The organism is Zobellia galactanivorans (assembly GCF_000973105.1).
Lineage (GTDB): Bacteria > Bacteroidota > Bacteroidia > Flavobacteriales > Flavobacteriaceae > Zobellia > Zobellia galactanivorans.
In genome coordinates this window covers 2,745,620-2,762,813 of record NC_015844.1, presented here as the reverse complement: position 1 = coordinate 2,762,813, position 17,194 = coordinate 2,745,620, and the positions used below count along the sequence as shown (strand labels likewise).

The window sequence follows — 17,194 nt, the reverse complement described above, 5'->3', positions numbered from 1 at the left end:
GTTGGCCTACTAGGACTCGAACCTAGAACGACTGGACCAAAACCAGCTGTGTTGCCAATTACACCATAGGCCATTACCGTAATTGTCACTGAAACAAGTTCAGCATTTGAGCGTGCAAATTTAAAACAAAGTTTGGTTTGCACAAACATTTTCTGCTACAATAATTTAAAATCTACACAACTTACAGATTTTCAACACCATAAAATCTACAATTTGACACATTTTTATAAACACAAGACTTGCCCGCAAAGCCTTGACGACATAGAAATTCGTATTCCTCCTACAAATTGCCTGTTAAAGGTTTATCAAAAATGGCCTTGCATATGTATATTAATTAGTAAATTCGCCACATTGGTTAAACCACGTAGTACATGTTTTCAAAGAACTTCGAAAAATGGGACAATCTTCTTGGATGGTCCGTCTTTTTTATAGCCCTTATCACTTATGCCATTACCGTTGAACCCACGAACAGCTTTTGGGATGCCGGTGAATACATAGCCACTTCGGCCAAACTGCAGGTCGGTCACCCCCCAGGGGCACCACTGTTACAAATGATCGGCGCATTTTTCGCCATGTTCGCCATCGAACCCGACCAGGTGGCCCGTATGGTAAATTATGTTTCGGGCGTATCGAGTGCCTTTACCATTCTTTTTATGTTTTGGACGATTACCAATCTCACCCAAAAACTTATAAAAGGAAAGGACGATGTCATTACCAACAGTAAGGCCATTGCCATTTTTGGCAGCGGCATCGTTGGCTCACTGGCTTTCACCTATTCCGATAGTTTCTGGTTCAATGCCGTTGAGACCGAAGTATACTCCACCGCGAGTTTACTCATGGCCCTCTTGTTATGGCTCGGACTGAAATGGACCGACGACCTTCAAAACCCTAGGGGCAATAAGTGGCTCGTTCTTATTTCATTCGTTGTCGGACTGACGTTCGGGGTACAGTTCATGGGCTTTTTGGCCATACCTTCCATAGGACTCCTCTACTACTTCAAGACCTACGAAAAGACGACCGTAAAGAACTTTTTAGTGGCGAATCTTGCCGTGATTGCGGTATTAATGTTGGTGTACAAGTTTTCCCTGACCTACGTTTTAAAACTTTTTGGCTGGAGCGAAGTCTTTTTTATCAACACTATCGGCCTTCCCTTTAATTCGGGTACCATAATCATGGGGCTTATTTTTATTGCCGCATTCTACTTCGGATTGAGATATACCCGACAAAACAACTACAAAACGGCAAACACCATCGTGCTTTGCCTAATGTTTCTCTTTTTAGGATTCTCATCATGGATGATGCTTCCTATCCGTGCGAACGCCAGGGTGGTCATCAACGAGAACAACCCTGAAGACGCCCGTGCCTTATTGGCTTACTACAACAGGGAGCAATATCCCGGGGTAGACAGCCCTTTTTTCGGAACCTACTATTCCAATACCTTTGGCGAGGGCGGTGAAGACAAAGACGAAGCCCCCAAATATGAAAAAGACGAAAAACTGGGCAAGTACGTTATCGTAAACCACTACAAAGGTGCGGTACCGGGCGACGACCCCAAACACATTGGCTTCCTGCCCCGTATGTGGAGCGGCCAACATGCCGAAAATTACATGCGCTACTTCGGTCCTTTAGATTTCAAATTGAAACAATCCAACGAAGAACTGAGACAAGCAGCTACCCAAGTAAAGGAAGGTTTTGCCAAAGGCGAAATAGACGCCGAGCAATACATTAGCTTCCTAAGAAGGTTTGGCGACTACCTTGAAGTCCAACCCCCATCGATCTGGCAGAACATCGTTTACATGGTAGAGTTTCAGTTTGGATATATGTACTGGAGGTATTTTATGTGGAACTTCGCCGGTAAAAACAACGATGTACAAGGGCGCTACAACGGTAATGGCGAATGGCTTAGCGGCATCGACCTCGTTGACAGCGCGCGCTTGGGAAGCCAAAACAACCTGCCCGACGAAGTAAAAAACAATAAAGCTAGAAACACTTATTTTTTATTGCCCCTTATACTGGGTATTGTAGGCATTCTATTCCAGATCAGCAAGAACCCTAAACAATTTTGGGTCTTACTCGTTTTCTTTTTATTCACGGGTCTGGCCATTCAGTTTTATACCAACCCCTACATTTTCCAACCCCGTGAACGCGACTATTCGCTTGTAGGCTCATTTTATATTTTCGGCATATGGATAGGCTTGGGGGTTTACGGTCTTTTTGACGAAATGAAAAAATACCTGGCCCCAAAAATACTGGCCCCGGCCATAACCATAGTCTGTCTTTTGGCCGTTCCGACGGTAATGGCCGTTCAAAACTGGAACGACCATGACCGATCTAATCGGTACACCGCAAATTCATCGGCCAAGGCCTATTTAGACTCTTGCCAAAAAGATGCGGGCGCCATACTCTTTACCATTGGCGATAACGACACCTTCCCCCTCTGGTACGCCCAAGAAATCGAAGGCTATCGCACCGATGTACGTATTGTATGTACCAGCCTTTTTGAAACCGACTGGTATATTGACCAAATGAAAAGGAAGGCCTATGAGAGCGAGGCCATACCCTCACAGATTTCCCACGACAAGTACCGATGGGGATCGCGTGACGTTCTGTACTACCAAACGGTTGACCCGCTTTTCAACAAAAAGATATCGGAAAGCCGATGGTCTATTCAAGATTTCATCAAATGGGTCGATAGCGACAACCCGCAAACCAAGCTAAAATATATTCTAGAAAGGCAAGAGAACATAGATTTAGGCGCCTATTCGGAAAGCAGCCAGAACATTGTTTACTACCCGACGAACAAGCTTCGCATACCGGTAAACAAGAAAAACGTTTTGGAGACCGGCTTGGTCAAAGAAAAGGACTCGGCACTTATCGTTGACTATATCGATATCGAATTGCCAAAGAGCGCCATTACCAAAAAGAGTATGATGATGCTTGACATCATTGCCAACAACGACTGGAAGCGCCCGATTTACTTTTCAGGAGGAAGTTTTGACGATGCCGAATTTATTTGGATGAAAGACTACTTACAGCTTGACGGCATGGCCTATAAGTTGGTTCCCATAGAAACAAAACGAAAGAATTCTTTTGAAATGGGAAGGATAGATTCTGACCTAATGTACGAAGTGGTGACCAACTGGGACTGGGGCAACTCAGGAAGCCCTGACATCTATCACGATCCACAGACCCGTATCCAAGGGCTATCGTACCGAAGTAATCTGGCGAGACTACTCGAACAATTGCTGAAAGAAGAGAAAATTGAAAAGGCGAAGAACATTATCGACATTACCATGAAAAACCTCCCTGTAGAGTATTTCGGGTACTACACCTTTGTCGAACCTTTCGTTGATGGCTATTACAAAGTTGGCGAAACTAACAAAGCCAGGGAACTTTTCGGAAAATTAAAATACATCTACCAAGACCGCTTGGATTACTATGCTGGCATACCTTTGGATGAGCAGTATAAAAAGATAGATGAAATTATAGGCGACATGGAAGGTTACCGCAGAAACATCGACATCTTGATCGGTAACAACGACCGTGAAATGGCAGAAAAGGAAACTTTGATTTTCAATGAATACATTGAAAAGTTCGAACATTTCTACAAAAACAGCCTATTGGAGGAAGACGAGCTAGAACCAGGACAGAACCCCGACTTGGAAGACAGCACCCCTATTTCCGACACAACCGCCAAGGATGCCGTAAACGGGTTAGAAACCATAAAAGACACAGTGCTGATACCCGAAACCAATTAATGCGTTTTATATCACTAAAAAAGCCGGTGCGAACAATGTTCACACCGGCTTTTTCTATTTCTGCCATCGACAGAATTACCTTAGAATTGCCTAAGCTGAATTTCAGCAAAACAATTCACTATATATAACTTCTAAACGTATTCCTTTAGAATACCGATAAGCGTATTGGCATCTTGTTCACCGCTCTGCCGCCATACCATTTCGCCCTTTTTGTAAATCATCAAGGTAGGAAGACCTTTAACACGAAGTGCCTGGGCAAGCTCCTTGTTCTTGTCCACATCGATCTTTATGACCTTTCCCTTGTCACCCAAAGCAGCCGCAACATCGCGCAGAACGGCGTGCATGGTATTCGATTGCTCGTTCCAATCCGCATAAAAATCCAAAAGAACAGGGATTTTCAAATCTATAAGTTCACCAAACTTTGACATACGTAGTTATTGGGTTAGGATCCAAAAGTAAGAAAAAATGTTAAATAGCCACCTATAGCCCAAATTTTATAGACTTTACGCGGCGTTAAAATCGTGTTAAGCCCTCTTTTTAAGTGTAATTACGGTTATTTCCGGCCATATACCAACCCTTCCCGGATAGCCTAAAAAGCCAAAACCCCGGTTTACATTAATGTATTGGCCCAGCTCATTATAGATGCCCGCCCAGTATTTGTAACGCCATTTTACCGGGCTCCACTTGACCCAACCGGGAATTTCAATCCCGAACTGCATACCATGGGTATGACCACTCAAAGTAAGGTGATAATGGTAGTCATCATGAAGGACCACATCTTCCCAATGCGAAGGATCATGGCTCATCAAGATCTTAAAGTCCTCTTGATTCACATGGGCCACGGCCTTTCTAAGGTCACCGGCCTTTTTAAATCCGCCACGCCCCCAGTTCTCGACTCCGACCAAGGCAATCTTGTCATCGCCTTTCTGCAAATATCGATTTTCGTTGAGCAATAGATCAAAGCCCATATCGCGCTGTAGCGCCTTTAGATCTTCTAAGTTTTTATGCTTGGCCTCTTCGGTTTCCCAATCTACATAATCTCCGTAATCGTGATTTCCCAAAACCGAAAACTTACCATCGGCAGCCTCAAGGGTCGAAAACAAATCCGCCCAAGGAAGCATTTCCTCGGCCTTGTTATTGACCATGTCCCCCGTAAACAAAATCACATCGCTCTTTTGCTTATTGATAAGGTCTATGGCATATTCTATTTTTTCCCTATTGTCAAAACTACCACTATGTACATCGGATATTTGGGTAATCTGATACCCATCGAAGGCTTCCGGCAAATCGTCGAACTCTAAATTATACTTCAATACCTTAAAGTTATACTTGCCTTTGTACATTCCGTAAAGCAGGGCCCCAAACGGAATCGCCGCCAACCCAAGCCCTATCATACTCAAAAACTTCCGGCGTTCCGGCAAGGTAAATTCTTTTGACCGACCCGAAAACTTGAAGTAGACACTAGAGAAAAACCGAAAGATATCCTCTGAAAAAAGAAATAGAATGGTGACCAATTGAAAAGACAACACGGTGAGCAAAAAGCCAAAAGCGTAACTTTTTGACCGACTCAACACCCTACCTTCTTCTTCTCCCAAGGTAAATTGATAAACAAAATTACCCAGCACCAGTACGGCGACCGTTATAAACAGATAGTATACCCAAGGGTATCGGGTTACGGTTTTCAGTGCCTGCAAAGTATAGAGGCCCATTACAATATAAACGACAATAAATATAATCCAACGTAGCATAGCCGCAAAGATATTTCAATCTAACGCCAAGATCGCCCCATTTAGTTTTTATTTAACCCTATTTACAACATCTTCTATAGTATTAAGGTCGGTAAGGGCTATTTCCGTATCGCTTAAAAAGGAGGCCGAGTTCATAGAAACCCTATCGGATTCGGGCAAGGTCCTAAAAAATTTGGTTCCCGACAAATGCACGGCCTTAAAGCCCTCGGCCATAAAGGTTTCAACATTGGTCGGCTTCACCCCTCCACCGGGCATAAGAACACAGTTCGATTCGTCTTTTAGGAGTTCTTTCAGCAAGGCCATTCCCTCAACGGCCGCTGGCCGCTGCCCCGAAGTCAACACATAGTCCACTCCCAAAGATTGAAGTTGTCCGAAGGCTCCCCGAGGATCCCGAACCCAATCGAAGGCCCGATGAAAGGTAAACTTCAAGCTTCCGGAAGCCTCTATCAGTTTCTTGGTCCGATCTATATCCAAAGAAAAATCCGTCTTTAAAACCCCTGAAACAATTCCATCAAAACCCAGTTCCACACAAAGGGCGATATCCTCTTTCATGATTTCCAGCTCATTGGAAGTATAAGTAAAATCACCGCTACGGGGGCGCACCAAGACATGAACGGGTATCGAAATCATTTCGCGAACCGATTTTAAGAGACCATAGGAAGGGGTAATCCCCCCGACGGCAAGTTCGGAACAAAGTTCGATTCTATCCGCCCCCGCCCTTTGGGCGTTTAGCGCAGATTGCAATGAATTGGCACAGACTTCTACTAGCATTTTACTTATATTTAATGCCCAAACGTTTTTTTAAAACTACGCCTAAAATAGAAATCCTTAGACCATGCAAAGAAGAAACTTCCTAAAAAAATCTACCGCGGCTACCGCGGGACTGATTTCAGGTCCGATATTGGCTTCCCCACAAAATATCACCGGCCCGACCATCGAAAAAAATCATAAGCCGGTAAAACCTATCGTTATATGCACCTGGAATTTTCTCAATGCATCCTCAAAAGCATGGGAAGTATTAAAAGAGGGCGGCTCTTCTTTAGATGCCGTTACCCAAGGCGTAATGGTAGAAGAAAACGACACGAGCAACCAGACCGTTGGGGTGGGCGGCAGACCGGACCGCGACGGAAACGTAAGCCTTGACGCCTGTATTATGGACAAGGACGGCAATTGCGGTGCCGTACTGGCCCTACAGAACATCGCCAACCCGATCTTAGTAGCCCGCAAGGTCATGGAAGAAACACCCCATGTGATGCTCGCGGGAAAAGGCGCCGAACAATTCGCTTATGAAATGGGGTTCAAAAAAACCAATCTCCTTACCGAGAAATCAAAACAAGAATGGCTGGAATGGAAGAAGACCTCACAATACAAACCTATTATAAACATTGAAAACCACGATACCATCGGCATGCTGGCCATTGACAAGAAGGGGGATATTTCAGGAGCCTGTACCACCAGCGGCATGGGATACAAAATGGCGGGACGCGTAGGCGATTCCCCGATTATAGGGGCCGGACTTTTTGTCGACAACGAAATTGGGGGCGCCACGGCAACCGGAATGGGCGAAGAAGTCGTACGTACCGTAGGCAGCTTTCTCATTGTTGAATTGATGCGCCAGGGGAAATCGCCCCAAGAAGCCTGTGAAGAAGGGGTGAAACGCATTATGGCCAAAAATAAAGGTAGGGACGATTTTCAAATCGGATTTATCGCTATCAATAAAAAGGGCGAAACAGGCAGTTACTGTATTCACCCGGGCTTTACCTTTCGGTCGTATTCGGAGGAAGGACATGTTAATAATCCTTCGGAAAGCTATATCAAATCGTAAAACACTAAAAAGAAATCAAAAACTTGATTAGCTTTGAAACCTTTTGAAAAACTATAAAATGCCAGAACAAAAACGACTCTTCCTTTTAGACGCCTACGCACTAATCTTTCGCGGCTATTATGCCCTTATAAAAAACCCAAGAATCAATTCCAAAGGCATGGACACCTCTGCCATCATGGGATTCATGAATTCGCTTTTTGACGTAATCAAGCGTGAAAAACCCGATCACTTGGCCGTTTGCTTCGATAAGGGAGGGAGTGCCGAACGCACCGAATTATTTCCTGAATACAAGGCCAACCGCGACGAAACGCCCGATGCCATAAAAATAGCCATTCCCTATATACAGAACATTCTCAAGGCCATGCATATTCCTTCCGTAGTCCTAGAAGGATGGGAAGCCGATGACATCATAGGTACCTTGGCAAAACAGGCCGAAAAAGAAGACTATAAAGTATTCATGGTTACCCCCGACAAAGATTTTGGCCAATTGGTCTCCGAAAACATATTCATGTACCGCCCTGCCCGAATGGGTAACGGAATCGAAATATGGGGCATTCCAGAAATACAGAAACGTTTCGGCGTTGAACGCCCCGAACAAGTCATCGACTATCTCGGTATGATGGGCGATGCCAGTGACAACATTCCCGGCTTGCCTGGTGTAGGCGATAAAACCGCCAAGAAATTTATTGAACAGTTCGGGTCTATGGAAGAGCTATTGGCCAACACCGATAAATTAAAAGGGAAAATGAAAGAGCGGGTCGAAGCCAATAAAGAACTAGGCCTACTCTCTAAAAAACTAGCGACCATCTGCACCGATTGCGACGTAACCTTCAACGCGGAAGACTACGAACTTTCGGTACCCGACAGCGAGAAGGTACAGGAAATCTTTGAAGAACTGGAATTCAGAAGACTCAAAGACCAATTTATAAAAATATTTTCGGGCGAAGCGGAAACACCGACCCAAGTTAGTAGTACCGATACCGGCAAAAAACAATCCTCGTCGGCCGGAAGCGGTCAGTTTTCACTCTTCGGTGGCGATGGGGCCTCACCGGCAACCATAAAAGACAGCTCGAGCCGCAAGACCATAAAAGACGTAGCCCACGTCTACCAAAGCGTAGCACCGGGCATGGCCATGAAGCTCTTTATGCAGAACCTGATGAAACAGCCCTCGGTATGCTTTGACACCGAAACCACATCCTTGAATCCACTTGAGGCCCAACTTGTAGGTATTGCATTTTCTTGGGAGGCCACCAAAGGATACTACATTCCTTTTCCGGAAAACAAAGAGGAAGCCCAAGGACTCATCGAAATACTTCGACCTTTCTTTGAATCGGAAACCATTGAAAAAATAGGCCAGAACCTAAAATACGACATCAAGGTTCTCGACAAATACCATATTAAGGTACGAGGTACTTTTTTCGACACCATGTTGGCCCACTACCTTATCAACCCCGATATGCGCCATAATATGGACGTGCTTTCGGAAACCTATTTGAACTACACCCCTATTTCAATCACCGAGCTTATAGGTAAAAAAGGAAAGAACCAATTAAATATGCGCGATGTGCCGTTAGAAAAACAAACGGAGTACGCGGTAGAAGATGCCGACATCACCTTTCAATTGGCAGAACACTTCAGACCCGAACTGGCCGAGGCAAAAACAGATGTACTTTTTAAAGACATCGAGATCCCCTTATTACGTGTTTTGGCCGATATGGAACTGGAAGGCATCAAGCTTGACGAAAAGTTTCTGAACTCCCTTTCCGAAGACCTGAACAACGATATCAAGACCCTTGAGCAAAAAATCTACCAAGATGCAGGCGAAGAGTTCAACATAGGATCGCCCAAACAACTCGGGGAAATACTGTTCAGCAAAATGAAGCTGGTCGACAAACCCAAAAAGACTAAAACGGGACAGTTCTCTACCTCGGAAGACGTATTATCGTACCTGGCCAAAGACCATGAGATCATAAGGAATGTATTGGAGTATCGTGGATTGGCCAAGCTAAAAAGCACCTATGTCGACGCCTTGCCCGAACAGGTGGAGCCTTCCACCGGAAGAATCCATACCGACTATATGCAAACCGTAGCCGCAACCGGCCGCTTAAGCAGCAATAACCCGAATTTACAGAACATCCCCATTCGTACCGAAAGGGGCCGTCAAGTACGTAAAGCTTTTGTGCCCCGCAATGAAAACTATATTTTATTGGCGGCGGATTACTCTCAAATCGAATTGCGCATCATTGCCGCCCTAAGTGAAGAGACCACTATGATCGAAGCCTTTAAAAACGGCGAAGACATTCACGCCTCTACCGCTTCCAAAGTTTTTAACGTACCCATTGAAGAAGTTACCCGTGAACAAAGAAGCAACGCCAAGACCGTAAACTTCGGAATCATTTATGGGGTTTCGGCCTTCGGACTTAGCAACCAAACCGACCTATCGCGTTCGGAAGCCAAAGAACTGATCGACACCTATTACAAAACCTACCCCAAGCTTCGCAACTACATGAGCGAACAGATCGATTTCGCCCGTGAAAACGGCTACGTACAAACCGTCTTGGGCCGTCGCCGCTATCTAAAGGACATCAACGGAAGCAATCAAGTGGTTCGCGGAGCCGCAGAGCGAAACGCCGTCAACGCCCCTATCCAGGGCAGTGCCGCCGACATCATAAAAATAGCGATGATCAACATCCACAGAAAGCTGACCGAAGGCAACTACAAATCTAAAATGCTGTTACAAGTACATGATGAATTGGTATTCGACATCTTTAAACCCGAATTGGACGAATTGAAATCGCTTATCAAATCGGAGATGGAAAACGCCTATACCCTATCAGTACCTTTAGATGTAGAAGTCGGAATCGGACAAGATTGGTTGGAAGCACATTGACATACAAAACCCTCCTTTTCACAACATTTTTTGGATTAAAGCCTTTTTCATAATTACTTTTACACTCCCGTTCCAAACGGAACAGGGTCTAGCAACGTTCATATGAAAACCTTCGTATCACTTATCTGCCTTCTTTTTTTTATCTGCACCGCCCAAGCACAGGACAGCGCGGAAAACAATGGGCGCCAGAATACCAGCATTACTTCAACAAAAAAAGTAAAGGTCTTCCCAAACCCCGCCAGTAATGTCGTAAACATACTAGGCCTAGAAAATACGGACAAGGCACATATATCCATAATGGACATCTATGGCAACACGGTTCTGATATACGAATGGGAAATCAGGCGCAATGCCATTAATATCCCCATTCCCTCTTTAGATTCCGGTGTATACACGGTCACCGTGAATTCCAAAGAACAAAAGGTATGTGTCAAATTCTACAAGCAGTAGCAACTGCACCACCCTAAAACAAACCATATTTTACAATAATACGCTTTCCCGACCCCCTCTTTTAAATAGGCTTTATAAACCTAGCAGCCCATTCCGAATTGCAAAAAGGAAGACAAAAAGTTTCCCGTTAAAGTTTGCCATCGGAAAAACAACAGATCGCCCCATGGTCTCATCACGAGTTACCTCCCTCCTCACTTTCCCCTTAAAGTCGAAGCATTAATTTTATTTAAATTTGGCCCAAGAAATTGAAAAAGAGTATTTTTAACTAAAAATAATCGTAAATCACCACTTGTTTTTCAATAGAATTAGTGTACATTTGCAGCCCGTTTGACGGGATTGAAGTGTTTAATTAAAAAGTAACCGTAGTGGATACATTGAGTTATAAGACCGTTTCTGCCAATAAGGCGACTGTTAACAAACAGTGGTTGTTAGTTGATGCAGAAGGAGAGACTTTAGGCCGATTGGCTTCTAAAGTTGCCAAAATGCTTAGAGGAAAACATAAGCCAAATTTCACGCCCCACGTTGATTGTGGCGATAACGTTATTGTTATCAATGCAGAAAAAATCGACATGACCGGTAACAAATGGGAAGACAAAACCTATTTGCGTTACACAGGTTACCCTGGTGGTCAGCGTGCGACTAGCGCAAAAGAACTTTTGGCCAAGAAACCTGGGCATATCGTTGAAAAAGCGGTTAAAGGCATGCTTCCTAAGAACAGATTGGGTGCAGACCTTTTCAGAAACCTTAAGGTTTTTGTAGGTCCTGAGCACAACCATGAAGCTCAAAAACCACAGGTTATCAACTTAAAAGAATTCAAGTAATGGAAATCATTCATAAAATCGGCAGAAGAAAGACAGCGGTTGCCCGTGTATATGTTTCAGAAGGAAAAGGAAACATTACCGTTAACCAGAGAGATCTTAACGATTATTTTCCAACAGCCACTCTTCAGTACAAAGTAAAGCAACCTTTTGCCCTTACTGAAAACGAAGATGCTTACGATGTAAATGTAAACGTTTACGGTGGCGGTATTACCGGTCAAGCCGAAGCTATCCGTTTAGCTCTTTCGAGAGCTATCTGTGAAGTAGACGCTGAAAACAGATTGGTTCTTAAGCCAGAAGGCTTATTGACCCGTGACCCGAGAATGGTTGAGCGTAAGAAATTCGGACAGAAGAAAGCTCGTAAGAAATTCCAGTTCTCTAAACGTTAAGAGTACAATTTTATTGATACCCACCGATCGGTGGGTATCACCTTTATATTTTTTTCTTTAATCAAAGTTCATTGAAAGTTCGCATCGAGCGAATAAATTAAAAACTATTTTCCGTTTAGGGAATAGTTATTCGGGAGACCCAAGAACATCTCATGTTCAAAGGCACCGTTAGTTTAGCATCTAAATGCTTGAGGCTTGTCGATTATATCGGTATACCACTTGGGCATTGCCTATTCAAAAGAACGTAAACTAAATTCAAATGGCGAAAGTCGAAGTAAAACAATTATTGGAAGCTGGTGTGCATTTTGGCCACCTTACACGAAAGTGGAACCCTAACATGGCGCCCTACATCTACATGGAGCGTAACGGTATCCACGTTATCAACCTTTACAAAACTGTTGCAAAATTAGATGAGGCCAATGAGGCCCTCAAGAAGATTGCAGCATCTGGACGAAAAATTCTTTTCGTAGCCACAAAAAAACAAGCAAAGGACATCGTTGCCGAAAAAGTAGCGAACGTAAACATGCCCTACATCACAGAAAGATGGCCCGGTGGTATGTTGACCAATTTCGTTACCATCCGTAAGGCGGTAAAGAAAATGGCATCTATCGACCGTATGAAAAAAGACGGTACGTTTATGACCTTATCTAAAAAAGAACGTCTTCAAGTAGACCGTCTTCGTGCCAAATTGGAAAAGAACTTAGGTTCTATTTCCGACATGACCCGTCTACCTGGCGCCTTGTTTATCATCGATACCATGCGTGAGCACATTGCGGTAAAGGAAGCCCAAAAATTGAACATCCCTATTTTTGCAATGGTCGATACCAACTCCGACCCAAGAGATGTCGATTATTTGATTCCATCTAACGATGATGCCTCAAAATCTATCGATATTATCATGACGCAAGTAACCAATGCTATCGCAGAAGGCTTGGCCGAACGTAAATCCGAAAAACAAGCAGACAAAGAGGGCGCTGAAGAAACCCAAAAAGAGCAGCCTAAAAAAGCTGCCGCAGAAGCTCCTAAAGCTGAAGCTCCAGTAGCTGAAGCCCCAGCTGCCGCTACGGAAGCCCCAGCAGAGGCCGTTGACCTTACCAAAATAGAAGGTGTTGGCCCAAAAGCCGCAGAAGCTTTGGTAAACGCCGGCTTTGATTCTTACGCTAAATTAGCCGAAGGTGACCCTGAAAAAATCAAGGAAATCTTGAACGAGGCCAGCTCTAGAATGGCCCATTTAGATCCTACCTCATGGCCAAAGCAAGCCAAAATGGCTGCCGATGGCAAATGGGACGAGCTAAAAGAATGGCAAGACAGCGTTAAAGGAGGGGTAGAATAGATTTCTTTCCTTACTTATATAGTAAACGAAATAATAACATAACATTTGCTTTAAGATAGAGTCGTAAAATGGCTCTATCTTGGGGGCAAATTGAAAAATAGAACACAAAATGGCAAAAATTACAGCCGCAGAAGTAAACAAATTAAGAAAAGCTACTGGCGCAGGAATGATGGACTGCAAAAATGCTTTGGTTGAAGCTGAAGGAGATTTTAACAAAGCAATTGAAGTTCTTCGTAAAAAAGGACAGAAAGTAGCCGCAAAAAGATCTGACAGAGAGTCCTCTGAAGGTGCTGCAGTTTCTAAATTGAATGCTGACCAAACCGTTGGCGTTGCAATCGTATTAGGTTGTGAAACCGACTTTGTTGGAAAAAACGAAAACTTCTTAGCATTAGCAAACCAAATTGCCGATATAGCTTTGAACTGTGATTCTAAAGAAGCTCTTTTAGAAGCTGATTTTGGAGGAATGACCGTTGCTGAAAAATTAATTGAGCAAACTGGGGTTATCGGTGAGAAATTAGAAATCACCGCTTTCGAAAAACTAGAGGCCCCATATGTTGGAACTTACGTTCACATTAACAAAATTGCCGCTTTAGTCGGTCTTTCGTCTCGAGTAGATTCTGCCGAAGTGCTTGCAAAAGACCTTTCTATGCAAATAGCTTCAATGGGAGCAACAACTTTGTCTTACAAAGATTTTGACCCTGCATTCGTTGCCGCCGAAACAGAAGCTAGAATCGCCGTTATCGAAAAGGACAATGAAGAACTTGGTCGTTTAGGAAAGACACTTAAAAACGTTCCTAAATACATTTCAATGGCCCAATTAACTGACGAAGTTTTAGCCCAAGCCGAAGAAGATGCGAAAGCACAATTGAAAGCCGAAGGCAAGCCAGAACAAATTTGGGACAAAATTCTTCCCGGTAAAATGGAAAGATTCATTTCTGACAACACAACTTTGGACCAAGAACAATGTTTATTGGACCAAAACTTCATCAAAGATGAGAAAATCAACGTTGCAAAATACGTTGCTTCTTACGGCGATGTATCCGTTACCGGATTCAAACGTGCTACAGTAGGATAACCCTATATTCAACACATACAAGAAAAACCGCATTAACTTCATCGTTAGTGCGGTTTTCTTTTTAACATATACTACTTAGGTATTTCAAATAAAAACCGTGACACTTTTCAGCATCACGGTTTTTTTATAGGTTAAATTCACCCGCCTAACCTTTCAACCAGGCTTGACGCAATTCCAAAACTTCATCAGATACATTTTCAACGGGAACTATGGTTTCCACATTTACGGTAGGCGCACCAACCTTTCCTTCCAACAATACCTCTTTGCCGTCACGATCAACCACCATACTGATTTCGGTATCGGGAGACCAACCAAAACTCTTTCCTATAATGGGCCGAATCGACTCCAAGGTTACCGCAGTTCCGTTAATTTCCTTGATTATATCACCTCCTTCGGCGCCCAGCCCCTTAAAGAAGCTATTCAATTGAATGCCCTTTCGAATAAAAACAACATTCTCATTGCCTTGTTCCACATCTATAAAGGGGTTATCACCATCTAGAAAATAACCGGTTTCCTGCTCAATTAAATCAGTCGACAACCCTACCATACCCAAATAAGAGTTGTAATCAATAGGCGTATCGCCAATAACGTAGGTATCAAAGAAAGTCCGTATTTCAGGATAGGTCATGGCAACGATTTCATCAATCAGCTTATCATCTTCAAAAGGCGTGTCGTTCCCGTACTTTTTAGAAAGCTCCTTCATCAACCAAAGCACCCCTTTTTCCCCATTGCTCAATTGACGCAACTGAATATCGAGAACCATATTTATCAAGGCGCCTTTTTCATAGACATTGGCATAGTTCTTTTTATAGGGGTCCACCAAAATGTTCTTACTCATCTCGGTAAAAGACATGGCATCATCGTATGACTTAGCGTTATTGATCTTATCCATCATCCGTTGATAAAACTCCCCTTCATCGATGAGTCCTTGCTGAATTTGAAAAAGATTGGCAAAGTATTCGGTCGTCCCTTCATACATCCACAAGTGTTGTGACATTTTTGGATCGTTAAAATCGAAATACTGCACCTCTTCCGAATGTACGTTCAAAGGAGTAACTATATGAAAAAACTCGTGCGAAACCACATCGACCATAGCCTGCTCCAAACGTTCTTTCGGCATGGCTTCGGGCAACACGACCACCGTTGAAGTATGATGTTCGAGGGCACCAAAACCGGATGCATCATCAGCTTCCATAGTAGACAAATACAACAGTATGTTGTAAATTTTGGTTCCATCTACATCACCCAAGAACGTCTTTTGGGCACCCATCATTTTTTCCATGCGGTCCTTTAAACTTAAGGCCGAATAGATTCCCGATGGCGAATACACGCTCAAGGTTACAGTTATACCATTAATCTCAAAGGTTTCGGTATTGGGCTTTGCGTAAAGAATAGGGTTATCGATAACATCAAAATACCTACTAGCCGAAAAGACATCAACATTTGCAACCGGAGCTTCCAGTACTTTGGGCGTTAATGAGGTCGTAGGCTTTAAAGCTTCCGGCCTGACGATGGACAATTCATAAGGCACTTCTTTCAGTCCCCCGAAATACCCGACAAAACCATGAAGGTTGAGCATAAAGGTCTTTCCCGCATTGATATTTGTTCCAGAAGGGGAGAAAACCTTGTCCTTCACTTCGCCTTCCGTATCATAGGTATCATTCACCCAATAAGTCACCTTATCAAGGTTTTTTCCATTGGAAACCTTCCACGTATTATCGTCCAATTTAGAAAAAGTCAATTCCTTCCCTTCATAATCCAAGGCCTTAAACCCTTCAATATATTGACCGTAATTATCTGTACTATACGTACCGGGCACCGTTTTAGGGATATAAAACAAAACTTCATCCGTAGTAAAAGCACCAGCATCGACCGTTACGGCAACTTTATCGTCAACCACGTTTTTTAGGTCTAATTTGGCCAAGACCGGGGCCTTGTCTGCCGTCAACACCGTTTTGGTCGCTCCGCAGGCCGCCAAAAGTACGGCAAATGCGAGTAATCCTATTTTTCTCATTGTATCTATTTAATCGCTTTATTGTAAGTAATCCCTCTAATTTTTAAAGGGTTACAAGATTATAAAATTTAACAGAATACGGCATCATTATTAGGAAATAATTAAGGTTCGCTTAATCTGTACCTTCAAAAACAAACCCTAAGATTTTTTGATTATTTTTGCCCCAACGAAATACTAGCCATGCAATACAAAAGAATACTCTTAAAACTCAGCGGTGAAGCCCTAATGGGTGAAAAGCAATACGGAATAGACTCAAAACGTCTAGCGGAATACGCCGAGGAAATTAAAGAGGTAGCCGAAAAAGGCATAGAAGTAGCCATCGTAATCGGCGGAGGAAACATTTTTAGGGGCCTAACAGGTGCCGCAACCGGTATGGACCGCGTACAGGGCGACCATATGGGCATGTTGGCTACCGTAATCAACAGCTTGGCCCTACAGAGCGCCCTTGAGACCATAGGCGTACAGACTAGGGTACAATCGGCCATTCAGATCAACGAGGTTGCCGAACCCTTTATCAGAAGACGGGCCATGCGACATCTTGAAAAGGGACGTGTCGTCATTTTTGGTGGAGGAACGGGAAACCCCTACTTTACTACCGATTCGGCGGCGGTGCTTCGGGCCATTGAAATCGAGGCCGATGTCATTTTAAAGGGCACGCGCGTAGACGGCATCTACACCTCCGACCCCGAAAAAGACAAAAACGCCACAAAATTCGATTCTATCTCTTTTGCAGACGTTCTTCTAAAAGGCCTAAAAGTTATGGACACCACCGCTTTTACCCTGAGCCAAGAGAACGAACTGCCGATCGTTGTTTTCGATATGAACAAAAAAGGGAACTTAAAAAAACTGGTTGAAGGTGAAAACATCGGTACGGTCGTAAATCTTTAAAACAGG

General features: G+C 43.6%; 13 protein-coding genes and 1 tRNA gene. 9 read left to right on the top strand and 5 right to left on the bottom strand.

Going from position 1 to position 17,194, the window contains the following annotated elements:
• Position 1: 1 nt before the first annotated feature.
• A tRNA-Gln gene (locus ZOBGAL_RS11135) sits at positions 2-73 on the bottom strand.
• A 298-nt stretch (positions 74-371) separates the two neighbouring features.
• Here ZOBGAL_RS11135 and ZOBGAL_RS11130 point away from each other — a divergent pair.
• Complete coding sequence (locus ZOBGAL_RS11130) at positions 372-3,758, top strand: glycosyltransferase family 117 protein (RefSeq protein WP_013993708.1); 3,387 nt, start codon at positions 372-374, stop codon at positions 3,756-3,758.
• Between the two features lie 131 nt (positions 3,759-3,889).
• Here ZOBGAL_RS11130 and ZOBGAL_RS11125 read toward each other — a convergent pair whose 3' ends face one another.
• The 3 genes from ZOBGAL_RS11125 to ZOBGAL_RS11115 all read right to left on the bottom strand — a co-directional run bounded on the left by ZOBGAL_RS11125 (position 3,890) and on the right by ZOBGAL_RS11115 (position 6,277).
• Positions 3,890-4,186, bottom strand: a complete 297-nt coding sequence (locus ZOBGAL_RS11125; RefSeq protein WP_013993707.1) for a thioredoxin family protein — start codon at positions 4,184-4,186, stop codon at positions 3,890-3,892.
• A gap of 96 nt (positions 4,187-4,282) precedes the next feature.
• Positions 4,283-5,506: a metallophosphoesterase gene (locus ZOBGAL_RS11120; protein ID WP_013993706.1), complete on the bottom strand. Its 1,224-nt coding sequence runs from the start codon at positions 5,504-5,506 to the stop codon at positions 4,283-4,285.
• Positions 5,507-5,554: 48 nt separating this feature from the next.
• The gene (locus tag ZOBGAL_RS11115; RefSeq protein ID WP_013993705.1) at positions 5,555-6,277 is read right to left on the bottom strand and encodes a copper homeostasis protein CutC; all 723 of its coding nucleotides are present in this window, start codon (positions 6,275-6,277) and stop codon (positions 5,555-5,557) included.
• Between the two features lie 64 nt (positions 6,278-6,341).
• On the opposite strand from ZOBGAL_RS11115, the gene ZOBGAL_RS11110 reads away from it, so the two are divergent.
• From ZOBGAL_RS11110 to tsf, 7 genes are all read left to right on the top strand, one after another.
• Positions 6,342-7,331, top strand: a complete 990-nt coding sequence (locus ZOBGAL_RS11110) for an isoaspartyl peptidase/L-asparaginase family protein (protein ID WP_013993704.1) — start codon at positions 6,342-6,344, stop codon at positions 7,329-7,331.
• A gap of 58 nt (positions 7,332-7,389) precedes the next feature.
• On the top strand, positions 7,390-10,221 hold the full coding sequence (gene polA / locus ZOBGAL_RS11105; protein WP_013993703.1) for a DNA polymerase I: 2,832 nt from the start codon (positions 7,390-7,392) through the stop codon (positions 10,219-10,221).
• A 102-nt stretch (positions 10,222-10,323) separates the two neighbouring features.
• Complete coding sequence (locus tag ZOBGAL_RS11100; protein WP_013993702.1) at positions 10,324-10,671, top strand: T9SS type A sorting domain-containing protein; 348 nt, start codon at positions 10,324-10,326, stop codon at positions 10,669-10,671.
• 365 nt (positions 10,672-11,036) lie between these two features.
• Complete coding sequence (rplM, locus tag ZOBGAL_RS11095; RefSeq protein WP_013993701.1) at positions 11,037-11,492, top strand: 50S ribosomal protein L13; 456 nt, start codon at positions 11,037-11,039, stop codon at positions 11,490-11,492.
• A complete protein-coding gene (rpsI, locus tag ZOBGAL_RS11090) occupies positions 11,492-11,878 on the top strand; it encodes a 30S ribosomal protein S9 (RefSeq protein WP_013993700.1) in 387 nt (128 codons plus the stop codon). Before rplM ends, rpsI begins: the two co-directional genes overlap by 1 nt.
• A gap of 259 nt (positions 11,879-12,137) precedes the next feature.
• Complete coding sequence (rpsB, locus tag ZOBGAL_RS11085) at positions 12,138-13,211, top strand: 30S ribosomal protein S2 (protein ID WP_013993699.1); 1,074 nt, start codon at positions 12,138-12,140, stop codon at positions 13,209-13,211.
• Positions 13,212-13,320: 109 nt separating this feature from the next.
• Positions 13,321-14,286 carry a translation elongation factor Ts gene (gene tsf, locus ZOBGAL_RS11080; protein ID WP_013993698.1) on the top strand — a complete coding sequence of 322 codons (966 nt, stop codon included), beginning with the start codon at positions 13,321-13,323 and terminating at the stop codon, positions 14,284-14,286.
• A gap of 145 nt (positions 14,287-14,431) precedes the next feature.
• Here tsf and ZOBGAL_RS11075 read toward each other — a convergent pair whose 3' ends face one another.
• A complete protein-coding gene (locus tag ZOBGAL_RS11075) occupies positions 14,432-16,300 on the bottom strand; it encodes a M61 family metallopeptidase (RefSeq protein ID WP_013993697.1) in 1,869 nt (622 codons plus the stop codon).
• Between the two features lie 180 nt (positions 16,301-16,480).
• Here ZOBGAL_RS11075 and pyrH point away from each other — a divergent pair, with 180 nt between their 5' ends.
• A complete protein-coding gene (pyrH, locus tag ZOBGAL_RS11070) occupies positions 16,481-17,188 on the top strand; it encodes a UMP kinase (protein WP_013993696.1) in 708 nt (235 codons plus the stop codon).
• Positions 17,189-17,194 lie beyond the last annotated feature (6 nt).

Excerpts from the sequence above, each read along its gene's own strand:
- ZOBGAL_RS11130 (WP_013993708.1), top strand. The coding sequence starts at position 372 with ATGTTTTCAAAGAACTTCGAAAAATGGGACAATCTTCTTGGATGGTCC.
- ZOBGAL_RS11125 (WP_013993707.1), bottom strand. The coding sequence starts at position 4,186 with ATGTCAAAGTTTGGTGAACTTATAGATTTGAAAATCCCTGTTCTTTTG.
- ZOBGAL_RS11120 (WP_013993706.1), bottom strand. The coding sequence starts at position 5,506 with ATGCTACGTTGGATTATATTTATTGTCGTTTATATTGTAATGGGCCTC.
- ZOBGAL_RS11115 (WP_013993705.1), bottom strand. The coding sequence starts at position 6,277 with ATGCTAGTAGAAGTCTGTGCCAATTCATTGCAATCTGCGCTAAACGCC.
- ZOBGAL_RS11110 (WP_013993704.1), top strand. The coding sequence starts at position 6,342 with ATGCAAAGAAGAAACTTCCTAAAAAAATCTACCGCGGCTACCGCGGGA.
- polA (WP_013993703.1), top strand. The coding sequence starts at position 7,390 with ATGCCAGAACAAAAACGACTCTTCCTTTTAGACGCCTACGCACTAATC.
- ZOBGAL_RS11100 (WP_013993702.1), top strand. The coding sequence starts at position 10,324 with ATGAAAACCTTCGTATCACTTATCTGCCTTCTTTTTTTTATCTGCACC.
- rpsI (WP_013993700.1), top strand. The coding sequence starts at position 11,492 with ATGGAAATCATTCATAAAATCGGCAGAAGAAAGACAGCGGTTGCCCGT.
- rpsB (WP_013993699.1), top strand. The coding sequence starts at position 12,138 with ATGGCGAAAGTCGAAGTAAAACAATTATTGGAAGCTGGTGTGCATTTT.
- tsf (WP_013993698.1), top strand. The coding sequence starts at position 13,321 with ATGGCAAAAATTACAGCCGCAGAAGTAAACAAATTAAGAAAAGCTACT.
- ZOBGAL_RS11075 (WP_013993697.1), bottom strand. The coding sequence starts at position 16,300 with ATGAGAAAAATAGGATTACTCGCATTTGCCGTACTTTTGGCGGCCTGC.
- pyrH (WP_013993696.1), top strand. The coding sequence starts at position 16,481 with ATGCAATACAAAAGAATACTCTTAAAACTCAGCGGTGAAGCCCTAATG.